We start from the raw sequence: 17,353 nt of genomic DNA, 5'->3' as shown, positions 1-17,353 counted from the left end.
AAGGCTATTTAGCTACGATTTCGCGGTTAGGGTGCAAAGGATTATACGGGCGTTGGGAGGGTTCGTCTACCCATGTGGTTAATTCAGGGGCGGCCCGGCGGCCTGTCGGCGGGGAGTTTTTGCCATTTGATGGCGATCCACGGGTTCTGTCGCAGTAAGCGTGACGAGACGACAAATGTCAATATAATCAGTATTGCTTACATAACAAGTGAATAAAACTGCCGGGAAGCAGACAACGGGTCTTTGCCCACACATTTCATCTGTCTTTTCCTGATCATGTGCATTACCTCGATGCCGCCGAGAATGACCCTCGCACTGTGGAAATCCTTGAACCCTAACATAGGACGGGTCCGGCGTTTGATAGCCCGATGGTCCTGTTCGACGATGTTATTCAGGTATTTGATCTGGCGGACCTTGATCGGCGTCTCGCGATCGGCATTCACCGCGTTCAACGCGGCCAGATTGGAGCCGCTTTTGTCGATGGTCACGGTCTCTGGCGCACCATTGTGGGCGATGGCTTTTTCAAAGAACCGCCGGGCTGCAACCTTGTCCCGCCTGGCCCTGAGCAGGAAGTCGATCGTGTCGCCCGCCTTGTCCACCGCCCGATAAAGATATTTCCACTTGCCTTTGATCCTGATATAGCTCTCGTCCATTCGCCAGCTTTTCCCAACCGGAAGCTTGTGCTTGCGGAATGTCTTTTCGAATAGCGGCAATAGCTTCCGTACCCAGCGGTACACCGTGGAATGATCAACCGCGATACCACGCTCGTCCATCATCTCCTCGAGATTGCGCAAACTTAACGAATAGGCGACGTACCATCGCACGCACAGCAAAATCACTTCAAGCGGGTAATGAAGCCGCTTCAGGACCTTGGCCAGGCCCGGGGCAAGCGTGGTTCGCGGTGTCTTCGTCTTCTTCATCAGACAGCTCAGAAATTTTTGCTGCCCAATTTTAACCCGGCCCCTTACTGCACCAAAACCTTGATAACCGCATTATCACAGGCGTGGTTCACCCGAATCTCGGGCGACTCCCACGTGGACGTAGCGGCCATCCAGACGTCGCCCTTACGGCGGCTGGCGAATGTCAGCTATTGGCTGCGGGTTTGCGACGATCGTGACCGGTCGAGATCGCCCCTCGTCAGTGAGTTCTCACGGGCGGACGAATTTCCGCTGCACACGGCGAACACTCACGCTTAACCCGGTTTTCCGTTCCACTGCGCCTCAAACCCCGGCAAGGCGAGCTCGAGGCAGATGCTGCAACACATCGATCGCCTGAAACTGCTGCAGGCCGTCGATTTGCCAGCCGGCCTCGACCGGCTGGTCCACCGTAACCGGCTGCTCAAGATTGCCCGTGAAGGCGGGCAGATGACGCCACACGACCTCGCGAAGTTCGAACCGCAGCGCCGGCACGCGACGCTCGCGGCGAGTGTGATGGAAGCGACGGCGACGGTGACGGACGAGATCGTCGAGCTGCACGACCGCATCGTCGGGCGGCTCTTTAACACCGCGAAGAAAAAACACCAGGAGCGGTTCCACCGCGCGGGCAAGGCCATCAACGACAAGGTGAGACTATTCGGGAAACTGGGCCGGGCCCTGCTCAAGGCGAAGGAGGACGGCGTCGATGCGTTCAAGGCGATCGAATCCGTCATCTCATGGGACGCCTTCACCCAAAGTGTCACCGAGGCCGAGCAACTGGCGCAGCCCGAGGCGTTCGATTTCCTGCACGAGATCGGCGACCACTACGCAACCTTGCGCCGCTATGTGCCGGCCTTCCTCGAGGTTCTGAAGCTGCGCGCGGCGCCGGCGGCCGTCGACGTGCTCGACGCCATTAACACGATTCGCACCATGGATAGCGACGGCACACGCAAGTTGCCCGCCGACGCGCCGACCAGGTTCATCAAGCCGCGCTGGAGGCCGCTGGTATTCACGAATGCCGGGCTCGAGCGCCGGTACTACGAGTTGTGCGCGCTCTACGAGCTGAAGAACGCTCTGCGCTCGGGCGACGTCTGGGTGCAAGGTTCCCGCCAGTTCAAGGATTTCGACGACTATCTGTTGCCGGCCGAAAAATTCCAAGCCATCCGGCGGGAGAACCTGCTGCCACTGCCTATCACGACCGACTGCGAGCAGTATCTCCTGGAGCGGCGGCAGTTGCTCGAGCAGCGGCTGGAAACGGTCAACCGGCTCGCGGCGGCCAACGATCTGCCCGATGCCATCATCACGGACTCGGGCCTGAAGATCACGCCGCTCGATGCGGTGGTACCGGACGACGCGGAAGCGCTGATCGGCCAGACCGCGCTGATGCTGCCGCGCGTGAAGATCACCGAGCTGTTGATGGAGGTGGACGCGTGGACCGGCTTCACCTCTCACTTCACGCACCTGAAGACCGGCGAGACGACTCAGGACAAGACGCTGCTGCTCACAACGATCCTCGCGGATGCGATCAACCTCGGCCTCACGAAGATGGCCGAGGCCTGCCCAGGCACGACCTACGCAAAACTGGCGTGGCTGCAGGCATGGCACATCCGCGACGAGACGTATTCCCAGGCGCTGGCCGAACTCGTCAACGCCCAGCACGTCCATCCGTTCGCCGCTCACTGGGGAGATGGCACGACCTCATCATCCGATGGCCAGCGCTTCCGCGCCGGCGGCCGCGCGCAGAGCACCGGGCACGTCAATCCCAAGTACGGCGCCGAGCCGGGCCGGATGTACACGGGCTTTGGCCGTAAGGCGCTATGGCTCGACGACGCCGATGTGGTGCAGCACACGCGGCAAGTGGAGAGGCTTGACGTGGCCGAACCAAAATAGTTAGGCAGACTGAAGAAGTCTATAGTCACCCCGTCGCGACCGGCAAGCTGGCCAAGACCTTCCGATGTACAAACGGCACGCGTTGGCTGAGGTATCGGTCGCGGCGGCATCCGGAGAATCGCGTCTTTCAGGGCTATTTTTATGTGTTCAATGCCCGCATATAGATTGGCCGAAAAAAACGATCGTCCAAATGCCGGCCGCGATTCCCCGTTGTGGAAGCATTCCCATGGCGAGAAGCAAAAGGACGGATGCTCGAACGGAAGGCGCCGTCGGGTCGAAACCTTCCATGTCTGGCACCCGCTGACCAAGGAACAGTTCTCGCGACGCCCGGATATGGTCGGTGATAGTGTGCCATAGCAGGTGCTAGGTAGTGCTGGCCGAGACCAGTGCTACTGTGAACTCGCAGCCCCGAGAGTGTTTACCCTTCATGTCGAAAATCGAGAGTAGTTTGTCGCAGTCGATAATATTCTGATTCGTTGAACTTCTACTATTCGCTCACACCTGCTGGCGTTTTTTCACCAAGGAGCGAGCGCATGAAACTGGAAAATCTGATTCGGATTGAGAATGGCGAGAAGGTGAAGCACACCTTCTCGGATGCGGAGTATGCGAGCCGCCAGGGCAAGCTGCGCGCATTGATGTCCAACGAGAATATAGATGCCGTGCTGTTCACGTCGTATCACAACATCAACTATTACGGGGACTTCCTGTACTGCTCGTTCGGCCGTAAGTACGGGCTCGTCGTAACGCCGAACAAGGTGGTGTCGATCTCGGCAAATATCGATGGCGGCCAGCCGTGGCGTCGTACGGTCGGCGACTACAACGTGGTCTACACCGACTGGCAGCGCGATAACTTCTTCCGTGCCGTGCAGCAGGAAATCGACAACAAGGGCCGCGTCGGCATCGAGTTCGATCATGTTCCCGTGGATGTGCTGGAAAAGCTCAAAGCCGCGCTGCCCTCTGTCGAATTCGTCGATATCAGTGCGCAGACGATGCACATGCGCATGATCAAGTCCGCTGCAGAAATCGAGGTCATCAGGCATGGCGCCAATGTGTGCGATGTGGGGGGAGCGGCGCTTGCCGCCGCTGTTCATGAAGGTGTGCCCGAACACGAAGTCGCGCTCGCGTCGACCCAGGCGATGGTCCGTGAAATCGCCACGCGTTTCCCCGATTCAGAGCTGATGGACACGTGGACGTGGTTCCAGTCCGGCATCAACACGGACGGCGCCCACAACCCGGTGACCACACGCAAGGTGCAGAAGGGCGACATCCTGAGCCTGAACTGCTTCTCGATGATCGCCGGTTACTACACGGCCCTCGAGCGCACGATGTTTTTCGACCACTGCTCCGACGAGCACCTGCGTTTGTGGAAGGTCAACGTCGAAGTGCACGAGGCGGGCCTGAAGCTGATCAAGCCGGGCGCGCGATGCAGCGATATCGCCCACGAACTGAACAGGATTTACGCGGAGTACAACCTGCTGCAATACCGCACGTTTGGCTACGGCCACTCGTTCGGTGTGCTCTCGCATTACTACGGACGCGAAGCCGGGCTCGAACTGCGCGAAGACATCGACACGGTGCTCGAACCGAACATGGTCATTTCGATGGAACCGATGATCATGCTGCCGCAAGGTTTGCCTGGCGCGGGCGGTTATCGTGAGCACGACATCCTGGTGGTGGGCGAGAAAGATGCCACCAACATTACTGGATTCAGGTACGGCCCGGAGCACAACATCATCAAGGCCTGACACTGACGCTTTCGGTTCAGCCGGAAGACTACCTTAGCTCCGAAAATTCTCGAAGCGTAGGATTCGGTGACCCCGAGCGCTACGGCGGCACATCGCCGCCGTTCTCCTCATCGACGTCGTTTTGCCTGCGCTGCGGGAATGTCGAAAATGGGAAGCGATTTGTCGTGAATGGAAACATTTCCGGATTTTTAGGCTTCTACGATAGTCTGATGGTTCGCGTGGTATCGACATAAACAGAAACGGCAGGTAAGGAGGAGTATTTCCATGGAAAAAAGCGTGGTAATAGGCGAGCTCGCGTGGCCCGAGTACGCGCGCCGGGTGAAAGAGCAAGCGCAGCCCATCCTGATTCCGATTGGTGCGCTGGAGCAGCACGGCCCGCACATGTCGATGAACCCCGATGTGCTGCTGCCAAGCGCAATTGCGGTTGCAGTAGGGCGGCAAATCGACGCGCTGGTGGCCCCTGCCATTGCGTATGGCTACAAATCCCAGCAGAAGAGCGGCGGCGGCAACCATCTGTGTGGCACAACCAGTCTGGATGGCCACACGCTGTCGTTGACTGTGAAAGACGTCCTCAAGGAGTTTGCCCGTCACGGCGCGCGGAAGGTCTGCCTTGTCAATGGACATTTCGAGAATTCCATGTTCGCCGTCGAAGGGGTTGATCTGGCGATTCGCGAGCTGCGCTGGGAAGGCATTCACGACTTTCAGGTTGTGATGCTTTCTTACTGGGATTTCGTTACTGAAGAAACGATCGCCCGGATCTATCCGGATGGTTTTCCAGGCTGGGCGGTGGAGCACGGCGGTGTGCTGGAAACATCGTTGATGCTGCACCTGCATCCACATCTGGTCGACATGTCGTGCGTTCAGGCGCATGCACCGGCGAGCTTTCCGCCGTATGACGTCTTTCCGCCGATTCCGGAGTGGACGCCTGCGTCCGGGTGCCTGTCCTCGGCCGCGGCCGCTTCTGCGGAAAAGGGGGCGTTGCTGTTCGACGTCTGTGTTGAAGGGATCTCGCGCGCACTTCGCGAAGCCTACGATGCGCGCGTCAAAGCGTCACGCGCCTGAAGCATCCAAAAAGGGGAACACAATGGGAAACTACGATAGCCGTAACCCGCATGCCGAAGTGACAGCCGACAAGGCATGGAGCGTCGAACAGCACGGCATCGATCCGATTCCTTTAAAAGATCGTCACGGTACGCCCGCCGAGCTGTTCAAGATGTGGATCGGTGCGAACACCAACTATGTGGTGGTGGTGACGGGGGCACTGGCGCTGTCGCAAGGACTGTCACTGTGGCAGTCACTGGGTGCGATTCTGGTCGGTAACCTGTTCGGCTGCTTTGTGCTGGGCCTGACTACGATCATGGGGCCGCGTACCGGCACGTCCGGCATCATGACCTCGCGCAGTTCGTTCGGCCAGCTGGGATCGTTCCTCCCCAAAGCGGTGAGTCTGGTTTCCGCACTCAGCTGGTTTTCGATCAATTCGGTGGTCGCCACCCAGGCGCTCGAAACGCTGCTGAAGATGGGTGGGTTCCACAGCCACGGGGTGGTCTGGGTCTCACTGGCGATCATTCTCGCGGCGGAAATCCTGCTGGCGATCTTTGGACACGCGACCATCATCGCCGCGGAAAAATGGATTGCGGTCGTGCTCGCCATGCTCTTCGGTGGGTTGGCGGCCTTCGTGCTGCCGCATACGAGCTTCGCGATGGCGTCGGCGATCAACCACGGTGGCGGATCGATCAGTACGTGGCTGATCGCCATGGGGATCATCTTTTCCTATCCGATCGGCTGGGCGAATTTCGCCTCCGACTACAGCCGCTATTTCCCCGCGGAAACCAGCTGGAAAAAGATCGCGCTGGCGGCCGGTGGCGGGCAGTTCGTCGCGCTGATGTTCTGTGAAGTGATCGGCGTGCTGTTTGCGACGGCACTGGGTGGCACGCTCGGCGACGACCCGGTCAGCCAGCTTGGCCGATTTTTGCCGACGTGGTTCATCGTGCCACTGCTGTTCGCGATCATCCTCGGCGGCATCGCGGCCAACGTGCCTAACGGCTACACGGCGGGACTGGGGCTGCTGGCGTTGCGCATTCCGATCAACCGGATCACGTCGCTGACCATCATTGCGCTGTTCACGCTGGGCTTCCGGGTGGTGACCGTGTTCTACGGGCAGTTCTTCGACATGTATCAGGTGTTTCTGAACTACATGGTCTTCTGGACCGCACCGTGGGCGGCCATCGTGATTGTCGACTACTTCATGCGCCGTGGCCGGTATCAGGCGGACGCCTGGATGAAGTGGGGAAGCGGCGCGTACTGGTACAACGCGGGGATCTTCTGGCCGGGTGTGATTGCGCTGCTGGTCGGGATCGCGGCGTCGCTTTTGTTCTCCAATTCGCCGACCTATGTCAGCCCATTGATGCGCGACTACCTCGGCTGGGGCGATCTTAGCTTTGGGTTCGGTCTACTCTCCGCGGGCCTGACCTACTTCACGATGGCCCGGCGTAGCCCATACTTCCGAGCCACAGTAGACGCCGTCGTTCAAGTGGCGAGTTGAACTCCGCACGATCTTGTTTTCCTGGATTACCCGCGTCAAACCTCGACGGGATACCGTCGCCGTTGTGAAGCGCGGGTATTTTTTGACGCATCAGCTGATTTCGTCAACCACCGCAAATTCATTGAGCCAACATGTATAAAAGGTCCCTACTCGCGGTCATGCTCTTTTGCGCCTTTACTGTTCCGGCGCACGCGCAAAGCAGCGTGGCACTCTACGGTCTGTTCGATACTGGCCTGATCTACACAAACAATCAACTCGGGCATAGCAACTGGCAGGAAGTAACCAGCTCGACGCAGAACACGGTGTTTGGCCTCAAAGGAACAGAAGATCTGGGCGGTGGCTTTCGCGCGCTGTTCAAACTTGAGCAATCCTTTCTTTTGAATAACGGCGCCCAGGCTTTTGCCGGTAGCGCGTTCGGTTCTCAGGCATGGGTCGGCCTGCAAAGCGATCCGTACGGCACCCTGACGTTTGGTCGCCAGTTTGACGTGATGAACGACCTGGTCGGACCGCTCACGGCCGGATACAACACGTGGGGTGGCAGTATCGCCGCACATCCATTCGAAAATGACAACCTCGCCGCCAACTCGGTCGTCATCAACAACTCGGTCAAGTACGCGAGCCCGACGTACCACGGCGTCATGTTCGAAACGATGTATTCGTTCAGCAACAAGGCAGGCGACTTCGCGAATAACCGCTCGTACGGTTTCGGCCTGTCGTATGCCGAGGGGCCGCTGAATCTTGCCGCGGGCTACCTGCAACTGAACAACGCGGGTAACGGCACTGGCGCCGTGACTACCAGCGATACAAGCGCAAACTTCATCGCCGAGCGTCAGCGTATCTGGTCGCTTGGCGGTAACTTGACGTTCGGACCGGCCACTGTCGGGCTGGTCTGGAGTCATACGCAGATCGACAACGCGGCGGGCGTCTTCTCGTTCGGCACGGGCAGCTACCTCGGCGCCAACGATGCCTCCGCCGGCACCCTCGCCGGTTCGCTGCGCCTCGACAACTACGAAGCGAATGCGAAGTACGCGCTCACGGAGGCGGTGAGCGTATCGGGCGCGTACACCTATACGCATGGCGCCTACAACGGCTCTTCGCCGGGATGGAACACGGCCATGTTGCAGACCGACTACTCCGTCAGCAGGCGCACAGACTTCTATCTCGAAGGTGTGTATCAGAACGTGCATGGCGCGCCAGCGGACTCCGTGCTGTCGCATGCGATGATCAACACGCTGTCGCCGTCCGCGACGACCACGCAAGTGGCGGTTACGGTAGGCATGCGTCACGCGTTCTGAGCGCCCGCTATTAAACGACCAGCGGCAACGTCTGCCTGGGCCTTGCCAGGCAGACGCCCATTTCGACCACGTCACAGCCTCGGGCCGCCCCCGCTATTGCGCCGCTCGCGGATCGGCGTTCTTCACTGGAAATGACTGGGTGCTGGAGGTAGGATGCCAGGAATCCGTCGACCGAAGCGTTTGTGGGCGAGGTAGCCTGCAGGCGAGCCGGGTCGTTGCTGACCAGAACCCGTCTATGCCAACTCGCCCTATCAAGCTCGAAGAGCGTCACGCTGACGGACTTCATGACCTCGGCGTCAGAAAATATGGATTTCTGCTGCTCGACAATTTCTCATTGATCGCACTGGGTGCCGCAGTCGATCCCTTGCGGATCGCCAACATGGTCGTCGGGCGCCGTGTCTACGACTATCAACTCATCAGCGCGGGAGGAGAGTGTGTTCAATCGAGCGACGGCATCCGCGTACTCCCCGACGCAACGATCCGGGACCCGGGCTCGTTCGACGCCGTATTCGTAGTCGGCCCCAATCCGATTCCACGCAAGGGGATCGGCGCAGTGCTGGATTGGCTACGGCTGCATGCGCGCGGCGGCACCGCGCTGGGCGGTCTCGACACCGGCAGTTACTTTCTGGCCCGCGCCGGTTTGCTAAACGGCTATCGGTGCACGATTCACTGGGAAGATCAGGACGTGCTGATGGGCCAGTTCCCAAAGCTCATCGTCTCCAATCGCCTCTACGAAGTGGATCGGGATCGCTACACATGCAGTGGCGGTGTCGCGCCGCTGGACCTGATGGTGCATCTGCTTGGCATGCCACCCGGCAGCCGTTCGCTTGCCGCACGCGTGCTCGAATTGCTCGTTGCAGAACGACGCAGTCACGAGCAACAGCAGCGGACATCGCTTCGCCAATACATGGGCGCGGAACATACGAAACTCGACGAAGCTTTGCAGATCATGGAGAGCAATGTCGAGGAAGCGCTCTCGGTCGCGGAGGTAGCTTCGTATCTGGGCGTCTCACAGCGCCAGCTTGAGCGCTGGTTCAACGATCGGACAGGTAAGACGCCGGCTCAGGCCTATCTTGAGATTCGCCTGCTCCGCGCCCGCCAGTTGCTATACCGGACGGGCAAGCCGCTCGAAGAGGTCTGTTCACGAACAGGCTTCACATCACTGACGCACTTCGCGACGCGTTACAAAGCACAGTTCAAGATTTCGCCCATGGCGGACCGTCGGCGATACCAGAACGCATTGTAAGGCAGCACCCGCCACACAGTTTCCTTGCTCCAGCCCACGCACGATCGCTGCGGCGGAGGCGCACGCTCGTTGAACAGGCCAATCCGACAGCTAAACGAGCTCACGGAGGTAAACCCTCAATGTCGAAATTGAGGATCGTCGTGTCGTTTTCGAAAACGTTCTAAATCCCCGACCTTCTACTATTCGCTCACACCTGCTGGCGTTTTTTCACCAAGGAGCGAGCGCATGAAACTGGAAAATCTGATTCGGATTGAGAATGGCGAGAAGGTGAAGCACACCTTCTCGGATGCGGAGTATGCGAGCCGCCAGGGCAAGCTGCGCGCATTGATGTCCAACGAGAATATAGATGCCGTGCTGTTCACGTCGTATCACAACATCAACTATTACGGGGACTTCCTGTACTGCTCGTTCGGCCGTAAGTACGGGCTCGTCGTAACGCCGAACAAGGTGGTGTCGATCTCGGCAAATATCGATGGCGGCCAGCCGTGGCGTCGTACGGTCGGCGACTACAACGTGGTCTACACCGACTGGCAGCGCGATAACTTCTTCCGTGCCGTGCAGCAGGAAATCGACAACAAGGGCCGCGTCGGCATCGAGTTCGATCATGTTCCCGTGGATGTGCTGGAAAAGCTCAAAGCCGCGCTGCCCTCTGTCGAATTCGTCGATATCAGTGCGCAGACGATGCACATGCGCATGATCAAGTCCGCTGCAGAAATCGAGGTCATCAGGCATGGCGCCAATGTGTGCGATGTGGGGGGAGCGGCGCTTGCCGCCGCTGTTCATGAAGGTGTGCCCGAACACGAAGTCGCGCTCGCGTCGACCCAGGCGATGGTCCGTGAAATCGCCACGCGTTTCCCCGATTCAGAGCTGATGGACACGTGGACGTGGTTCCAGTCCGGCATCAACACGGACGGCGCCCACAACCCGGTGACCACACGCAAGGTGCAGAAGGGCGACATCCTGAGCCTGAACTGCTTCTCGATGATCGCCGGTTACTACACGGCCCTCGAGCGCACGATGTTTTTCGACCACTGCTCCGACGAGCACCTGCGTTTGTGGAAGGTCAACGTCGAAGTGCACGAGGCGGGCCTGAAGCTGATCAAGCCGGGCGCGCGATGCAGCGATATCGCCCACGAACTGAACAGGATTTACGCGGAGTACAACCTGCTGCAATACCGCACGTTTGGCTACGGCCACTCGTTCGGTGTGCTCTCGCATTACTACGGCCGCGAAGCCGGGCTCGAACTGCGCGAAGACATCGACACGGTGCTCGAACCGAACATGGTCATTTCGATGGAACCGATGATCATGCTGCCGCAAGGCCTGCCTGGCGCGGGCGGTTATCGTGAGCACGACATCCTGGTGGTGGGCGAGAAAGATGCAACCAACATCACCGGATTCAGGTACGGCCCGGAGCACAACATCATCAAGGCCTGAATCTAAGCCTGTTCCGGTCTCATTCGAATCACCCTGCGGCTACGGCCGCAGGCACCCCAGGATGTTGCAGGAGACGTTTCAATGTTTTCAAAGGAACAAACCATTGCTGGGTTCGATCCGGAACTGTCTGACGCGATGCGCCTTGAGCGCCAGCGTCAGGAAGTTCACATCGAGCTCATCGCATCGGAAAACTACACCAGCCCCCGCGTGCTCGAAGCGCAGGGCTCGGTGCTCACCAACAAATACGCCGAAGGTTATCCAGGCAAGCGTTACTACGGTGGCTGCGAACATGTCGACGTAGTGGAGTCACTGGCGATCGCGCGTGCGAAGCAGCTCTTTGGCGCAGATTATGCGAACGTCCAGCCGCATAGTGGCTCGCAGGCGAACGCCGCGGTCTATCTGGCATTGCTGAGCCCGGGCGACACGATTCTCGGCATGAGCCTCGCACACGGTGGTCACCTCACGCATGGGGCGAAGGTGTCATTTTCCGGCAAGCTCTATCACGCAGTCCAGTACGGCGTCGATACAGAAACCGGCCTGATCGATTACGACGAAGTCGAGCGCCTGGCGGTCGAATACCAGCCGAAAATGATCGTGGCGGGTTTCTCCGCCTACTCGCGTGTTCTCGATTTCGCGCGTTTCCGGAAGATCGCGGATCGCGTCGGCGCCTTACTCTTTGTCGACATGGCACACGTGGCAGGACTCGTGGCGGCAGGACTATATCCGAATCCTGTGCCGTTTGCGGACATCGTCACGACGACTACCCACAAGACGCTGCGCGGCCCGCGCGGCGGGCTTATTCTCGCCAGAGCCAACGCCGAGATCGAAAAGAAGCTCAATTCGATGGTTTTCCCCGGAACCCAGGGCGGGCCGCTGATGCACGTCATCGCGGCGAAGGCCGTCGCGTTCAGGGAAGCCCTCGGCTCCGACTTTGTCGAGTACCAGAAACAGACGCTGGCGAATGCGCGCGCGATGGTTTCGGTATTCGTCGAGCGCGGCTATGACGTGGTGTCCGGCGGCACGGACGATCACCTGTTTCTTGTCGACCTGGTCGCGAAAGGAATCACCGGCAAGGACGCGGACGCGGCACTGGGCCGTGCGCACATCACGGTAAACAAGAATGCGGTGCCGAACGATCCGCAATCGCCGTTCGTGACGAGCGGGATCCGCATCGGCACACCTGCCATCACGACACGCGGATTCAGGGAGGTTGATGCCGTGCTGACCGCCGCGCTCATCTGCGACGTGCTGGACAACCTCGGCGATGCCCAGGTCGAGCAGCGCGTGCGCGAACAGGTGGCGAAGTTGTGTGCGCGCCTGCCGGTATACGCTGGACTTTAATGAGAAAGCCATGAACGTCAGCACCTTCGATCTCTTCAAGATCGGCATTGGGCCCTCGAGCTCTCATACCGTCGGGCCGATGATCGCGGCTTGCCGGTTCGCGACCCGCATGCGCGACGCCGGAAAGCTTGGTGAGGTGAGCGCGATCCGGGCGGACCTGTACGGCTCGCTCGGCGCCACCGGCAAGGGACACGGCACCGACAAGGCTGTGCTGCTTGGGCTCGAAGGGAATCTCCCCGATGCGATCGATCCCGACTACGTGGAAACCCGGTTGGCTCATATTCGCTCAACGAAGTCGATCGAAGTCGCTGGAGTCCAGCAGATTGCCTTCGACGAGAAGACGCAGATGGTGTTCCTGCGCCGCGAGGTGCTGCCGTTCCACGCTAATGGAATGCGCTTCACCGCTTTCGACGCAAGCGGCAAGGTGGTCGACGAGCAAGTCTATTACTCGGTTGGGGGCGGCTTTGTTGTTGACGATGCAGGGGAGCGCCTCAACGGCCAGGAAGGTGCCACACGGGTTCCTTATCCGTTCAGGACAGGTGTCGAACTGTTGCGCATGTGCGGCGAGAGCGGCCTGTCTATCGCAGGGTTGATGCTCGCCAACGAAGCAACCTGGCGCACGCCCGAAACCGCGCGCCAAGGGTTGCTGAAGATCAGGGACGCGATGTCTGCAGCGATCGCGCGCGGATGCTCGATGGAAGGCACCTTGCCGGGACCCATGAAGGTGAAGCGACGCGCGGCCGATCTGTTTCGGCAGTTGAAAGCGCAGTCAGAAGAAAGCCTGCGCGATCCGCTATCGATGATTGACTGGATCAACCTGTACGCGATGGCGGTGAATGAAGAAAACGCCGCTGGCGGACGGATCGTCACGGCGCCGACCAATGGAGCGGCGGGGATCATTCCGGCTGTCCTGCAGTACTACGTCAAGTTTGTGTCCGGTTCCAACGACGATGGCGTTGTTGAATTCCTGCTGACGGCCTCTGCGATCGGGTTGCTCTACAAGGAAAACGCGTCGATCTCGGGCGCGGAGGTCGGCTGCCAGGGCGAAGTCGGCGTCGCGTGCTCGATGGCGGCCGCCGCGCTCGCCGCGGTCCTCGGCGGATCACCAGAACAGGTCGAAAACGCCGCTGAAATTGGCATGGAACACAACCTGGGCATGACCTGCGATCCGGTGGGCGGCCTGGTGCAGATTCCCTGCATCGAGCGTAACGCGATGGGCGCAGTGAAAGCTGTGAACGCCGCCCGCATGGCACTGCGCGGCAATGGCAAACACTACGTATCGCTGGATAAGGTCATCAAGACGATGCGCGAGACAGGCGCCGATATGAAGACCAAGTACAAGGAAACCTCACGCGGGGGCCTTGCGGTCAACGTGATTGAGTGTTGAGGAGACAGACGATGAGCCGGTATTCGATATTCAGTTTGTTGCGCAACGGGTTGTCGTATCACGAGAACTGGGAGCGCGCATGGAAGAGCCCCGAGCCGAAGAAGGAATACGACGTGGTGATCGTCGGCGGCGGCGGCCATGGTCTTGCCACCGCGTACTACCTCGCGAAGGAACTCGGCGTGCGTAACATCGCGGTGCTGGAAAAGGGCTGGATCGGCGGCGGCAACACGGCGCGCAATACGACAATCGTGCGCTCGAACTATCTGTGGGACGAGTCGGCCGCGCTGTACGAAAAGGCTCTCCAGTTGTGGGAGGGGCTCTCGCAGGACATCAACTACAACGTGATGTTCAGTCAGCGCGGCGTGATCAATCTCGCCCACACGCTGCAGGATGTGCGCGACACCGAACGTCGCGTCAATGCAAACCGGCTGAACGGCGTCGATGCTGAATTCCTCACCCCCGAGCAGATCAAGGAGATCGTGCCGGTGATCAACCTGCACAGCCGTTATCCGGTGCTGGGCGCCTCATTCCAGCGCCGCGCCGGTGTAGCCCGGCACGATGCGGTCGCATGGGGCTATGCGCGCGGTGCGGACCAGCATGGTGTCGACATTCTGCAGAACTGTGGCGTGACCGGCATTCGCCGGGCCAACGGCGCAGTGGTCGGAGTCGATACCGTCAAAGGCTTCATCAAGGCGAAGAAGGTCGCGGTGGTCGCAGCAGGTAACAGCAGCGTGCTCGCGGAGATGGCGGGGATCCGCCTGCCGCTTGAAAGCCATCCGCTGCAGGCACTGGTGTCCGAACCGATCAAACCGATTGTTAATACGGTGATTATGTCGAATGCGGTGCACGCCTACATCAGTCAGTCCGACAAGGGTGACCTCGTGATCGGTGCGGGCGTCGACCAATACACCGGATATGGCCAGCGCGGTAGTTTCCACACCATCGAAGGCACGCTCCAGGCGATTGTCGAAATGTTCCCGGTGTTCTCGCGCGTGCGGATGAACCGGCAGTGGGGCGGGATCGTCGATGTGTCGCCGGATGCGTGTCCGATCGTCAGCAAGACAGACGTGAAAGGACTGTACTTCAACTGCGGCTGGGGCACGGGGGGCTTTAAGGCCACACCGGGTTCCGGGTGGGCCTTCGCTCACACCATTGCAAACGACACACCGCATCCGCTGAATGCGCCGTTCTCTCTGGACCGGTTCTACACCGGCCATCTGATCGACGAACACGGCGCGGCAGCGGTCGCGCACTAACCAGGGAGAGATCCATGTTGCTCATTCAATGCCCCTGGTGCGGGCCGCGCGCCGAGTCCGAATTCTCGTACGGCGGCGAAGCCGAGATCGTGCGTCCGCTCGACACCGAGAAGCTTACTGACAGGGAATGGGGCGAGTACCTGTTCATGCGCAAGAACACGCGTGGCCTGCACCGTGAACAGTGGAACCACGCGCAGGGATGCCGCCGCTGGTTCAACGCCGAGCGCGATACGGTGACGTACGCGTTCAGGTCGGTCAGCAAGATCGGCGTTCCGGAAGAAGGAGAATCAGCATGAACCAGCAGAACCGTTTGCCATCGGGCGGGCGCATCAATCGCGCGATTCCCCTGACGTTCACGTTTAACGGCCGCACGTTCCAAGGCTTTCAGGGCGACACGCTGGCGTCGGCGCTGCTTGCCAATGATGTGCATTTCGTTGCGCGCAGCTTCAAGTACCACCGGCCGCGCGGCATCGTGACCGCGGGCGTCGAGGAACCGAATGCGCTGGTGCAGCTCGAGCGCGGCGCCCACACGATCCCGAACGCGCGTGCGACGGAGGTCGAGCTCTATCAGGGGCTCGACGCGACAAGCGTGAACGCGGAGCCGAGCCTCGAACACGATCGCATGGCGATCAACCAGAAGTTCGCCCGATTCATGCCGGCCGGCTTCTATTACAAGACCTTCATGTGGCCGCGCAGCTTCTGGCCGAAGTACGAGGAACGCATTCGCCACGCCGCGGGTCTGGGCAAGTCGCCGGAGGTAAACGACCCGGGCCGCTACGACAAGCGCTTTGCGCATTGTGACGTGTTGATCGTCGGCGCGGGTCCAGCGGGACTGGCTGCGGCACGAACGGCGGGCGCGAGTGGCGCGCGGGTCATTCTGGTTGACGACCAGCCCGAACTGGGCGGAAGTCTGCTGTCGGGCACAGAAAAGATTGACGGCAAGCCGGCCAGCGACTGGGCGCGCGCGATCGAGGCCGAGCTTTCGTCTATGCCGGAAGTGACAGTCATGAGCCGTAGCACTGCGTTTGGCTATCAGGATCACAACCTTGTCACAGTCACACAACGTCTGACCGACCATTTACCCGTTTCAACGCGAAGCGGCACGCGTGAACGGCTCTGGAAGATCCGCGCGAAGAAGGTGATTCTCGCAACGGGCGCACATGAGCGGCCGCTGGTCTTTGGCAACAACGACCTGCCCGGCATCATGCTGGCGTCGGCGATCTCGACGTACCTCAACCGTTACGGCGTTCTGCCAGGTCGGCGTGCGGTGATATTCACAAACAACGACGAAGGGTATCGCGCCGCACTCGATCTCAAGATACACGGGGCAGACGTGACGGTTGTCGATCCTCGCGGCGCTAGCGCGGGTGCGCTGCCGCAACAGGCAGCGCGCAGCGGGGTCGCCATCGTCAACAACGCCGTTGTGATCGACGCAGGCGGCAAGGAACGCGTGCGCAACGTCACTGTTGCCCGCTATGCACAGGGACGCGTGGGGCAGCGCATTGCGACGCTCGGCTGTGACCTGGTGGGCATGTCGGGTGGCTGGAATCCCGTGTTGCACCTCTTTGCGCAGTCGGGCGGCAAGGCACTCTGGAACGACGACAAGGCTTGCTTCATTCCGGGCGCGGGGGTCCAGGAAGAATGCAGCATCGGTGCCGCTCGCGGTGCGTTCCAGCTGCCGGAGACGCTCGATGATGGCGTCAAGGCTGGTCGACGGGCTGCCCGGTTCGCGGGCTTACCAGATCCTGCCGTGCAGCAGTGGCAGGCGAAGGTCTCGAATGAACAACCGCTGTTCCCGCTCTGGCTGGTTGCGAACTTGGATAAAGCATCGCGCGGTCCCAAGCGGTTCGTTGATTTCCAGAACGACGTGTCGGCGTCTGACATTCTGCTCGCTGCACGCGAGGGCTATCACTCCGTCGAGCACGTCAAGCGCTACACGGCGATGGGTTTCGGCACTGATCAGGGCAAGCTTGGCAACATCAACGGGATGGCGATCCTCGCCCAGGCACTGGGCAAGACGATTCCCGAGACCGGCACAACGACGTTCCGGCCGAACTACACACCGGTGACGTTCGGCACGATCGCCGGGCGTGAACTCGGTGACTTTCTCGATCCGGTCCGCAAGACCTGCATCCATCCGTGGCACGAGGCGCATGGCGCGGCGTTCGAAGACGTCGGCAACTGGAAGCGCCCGTGGTACTACCCGAAAAACGGCGAGGATCTGCACGCGGCGGTGGCGCGCGAGTGTCTCGCGGTACGCAACAGCGTAGGCATTCTGGATGCGTCGACGCTCGGCAAGA

At 60.2% G+C, this 17,353-nt stretch carries 12 protein-coding genes and 1 pseudogene; 12 read left to right on the top strand and 1 reads right to left on the bottom strand.

Annotated features, from left to right (window positions below; genetic code table 11):
* Positions 1 to 197: 197 nt before the first annotated feature.
* Positions 198 to 920 carry an IS6 family transposase gene (locus OKW35_RS00065; protein WP_429550841.1) on the bottom strand — a complete coding sequence of 241 codons (723 nt, stop codon included), beginning with the start codon at positions 918 to 920 and terminating at the stop codon, positions 198 to 200.
* Positions 921 to 1,223: 303 nt separating this feature from the next.
* Between OKW35_RS00065 and OKW35_RS00060 the strand changes: the two are divergent.
* The 12 genes and pseudogenes from OKW35_RS00060 to OKW35_RS00005 form a co-directional block, all read left to right on the top strand.
* Positions 1,224 to 2,708: pseudogene (locus tag OKW35_RS00060) on the top strand (Tn3 family transposase); the annotation flags it as partial.
* A 629-nt stretch (positions 2,709 to 3,337) separates the two neighbouring features.
* The gene (locus OKW35_RS00055; RefSeq protein WP_429550836.1) at positions 3,338 to 4,549 is read left to right on the top strand and encodes a M24 family metallopeptidase; all 1,212 of its coding nucleotides are present in this window, start codon (positions 3,338 to 3,340) and stop codon (positions 4,547 to 4,549) included.
* A gap of 264 nt (positions 4,550 to 4,813) precedes the next feature.
* Complete coding sequence (locus tag OKW35_RS00050) at positions 4,814 to 5,611, top strand: creatininase (RefSeq protein WP_429550840.1); 798 nt, start codon at positions 4,814 to 4,816, stop codon at positions 5,609 to 5,611.
* A 22-nt stretch (positions 5,612 to 5,633) separates the two neighbouring features.
* Entirely contained in the window at positions 5,634 to 7,091 is a 1,458-nt protein-coding gene (locus tag OKW35_RS00045; RefSeq protein ID WP_429550839.1) for a purine-cytosine permease family protein, read from the top strand.
* Positions 7,092 to 7,222: 131 nt separating this feature from the next.
* Positions 7,223 to 8,386, top strand: coding sequence for a porin (locus OKW35_RS00040; RefSeq protein WP_429550838.1), 1,164 nt, complete (start codon positions 7,223 to 7,225; stop codon positions 8,384 to 8,386).
* A gap of 235 nt (positions 8,387 to 8,621) precedes the next feature.
* Positions 8,622 to 9,632, top strand: coding sequence for a GlxA family transcriptional regulator (locus OKW35_RS00035; protein WP_429550837.1), 1,011 nt, complete (start codon positions 8,622 to 8,624; stop codon positions 9,630 to 9,632).
* Positions 9,633 to 9,857: 225 nt separating this feature from the next.
* Positions 9,858 to 11,069, top strand: coding sequence for a M24 family metallopeptidase (locus tag OKW35_RS00030; RefSeq protein WP_429550836.1), 1,212 nt, complete (start codon positions 9,858 to 9,860; stop codon positions 11,067 to 11,069).
* An 81-nt stretch (positions 11,070 to 11,150) separates the two neighbouring features.
* A complete protein-coding gene (gene glyA, locus OKW35_RS00025; protein WP_429550835.1) occupies positions 11,151 to 12,410 on the top strand; it encodes a serine hydroxymethyltransferase in 1,260 nt (419 codons plus the stop codon).
* 10 nt (positions 12,411 to 12,420) lie between these two features.
* Complete coding sequence (locus OKW35_RS00020) at positions 12,421 to 13,797, top strand: L-serine ammonia-lyase (RefSeq protein ID WP_429550834.1); 1,377 nt, start codon at positions 12,421 to 12,423, stop codon at positions 13,795 to 13,797.
* An 11-nt stretch (positions 13,798 to 13,808) separates the two neighbouring features.
* A complete protein-coding gene (locus tag OKW35_RS00015) occupies positions 13,809 to 15,053 on the top strand; it encodes a sarcosine oxidase subunit beta family protein (protein ID WP_429550833.1) in 1,245 nt (414 codons plus the stop codon).
* A gap of 14 nt (positions 15,054 to 15,067) precedes the next feature.
* Positions 15,068 to 15,349 carry a sarcosine oxidase subunit delta gene (locus tag OKW35_RS00010; protein WP_187637129.1) on the top strand — a complete coding sequence of 94 codons (282 nt, stop codon included), beginning with the start codon at positions 15,068 to 15,070 and terminating at the stop codon, positions 15,347 to 15,349.
* Positions 15,346 to 17,353, top strand: a 2,008-nt coding sequence (locus OKW35_RS00005; protein WP_429550832.1) for a 2Fe-2S iron-sulfur cluster-binding protein, incomplete at its 3' end; no start/stop codon positions are given. The genes OKW35_RS00010 and OKW35_RS00005, both read left to right, overlap by 4 nt.

Source organism: Paraburkholderia sp. MM5477-R1, assembly GCF_050436385.1.
Taxonomy (GTDB): domain Bacteria; phylum Pseudomonadota; class Gammaproteobacteria; order Burkholderiales; family Burkholderiaceae; genus Paraburkholderia; species Paraburkholderia tuberum.
Note: the sequence above shows the minus strand (reverse complement) of the source record. Positions and strands in the feature narration are given on the sequence as shown.

What these genes read in the sequence shown, in the direction of transcription:
- OKW35_RS00065 (WP_429550841.1), bottom strand. Translation starts at nt 920, where the DNA reads ATGAAGAAGACGAAGACACCGCGAACCACGCTTGCCCCGGGCCTGGCC.
- OKW35_RS00055 (WP_429550836.1), top strand. Translation starts at nt 3,338, where the DNA reads ATGAAACTGGAAAATCTGATTCGGATTGAGAATGGCGAGAAGGTGAAG.
- OKW35_RS00050 (WP_429550840.1), top strand. Translation starts at nt 4,814, where the DNA reads ATGGAAAAAAGCGTGGTAATAGGCGAGCTCGCGTGGCCCGAGTACGCG.
- OKW35_RS00045 (WP_429550839.1), top strand. Translation starts at nt 5,634, where the DNA reads ATGGGAAACTACGATAGCCGTAACCCGCATGCCGAAGTGACAGCCGAC.
- OKW35_RS00040 (WP_429550838.1), top strand. Translation starts at nt 7,223, where the DNA reads ATGTATAAAAGGTCCCTACTCGCGGTCATGCTCTTTTGCGCCTTTACT.
- OKW35_RS00035 (WP_429550837.1), top strand. Translation starts at nt 8,622, where the DNA reads ATGCCAACTCGCCCTATCAAGCTCGAAGAGCGTCACGCTGACGGACTT.
- OKW35_RS00030 (WP_429550836.1), top strand. Translation starts at nt 9,858, where the DNA reads ATGAAACTGGAAAATCTGATTCGGATTGAGAATGGCGAGAAGGTGAAG.
- glyA (WP_429550835.1), top strand. Translation starts at nt 11,151, where the DNA reads ATGTTTTCAAAGGAACAAACCATTGCTGGGTTCGATCCGGAACTGTCT.
- OKW35_RS00020 (WP_429550834.1), top strand. Translation starts at nt 12,421, where the DNA reads ATGAACGTCAGCACCTTCGATCTCTTCAAGATCGGCATTGGGCCCTCG.
- OKW35_RS00015 (WP_429550833.1), top strand. Translation starts at nt 13,809, where the DNA reads ATGAGCCGGTATTCGATATTCAGTTTGTTGCGCAACGGGTTGTCGTAT.
- OKW35_RS00010 (WP_187637129.1), top strand. Translation starts at nt 15,068, where the DNA reads ATGTTGCTCATTCAATGCCCCTGGTGCGGGCCGCGCGCCGAGTCCGAA.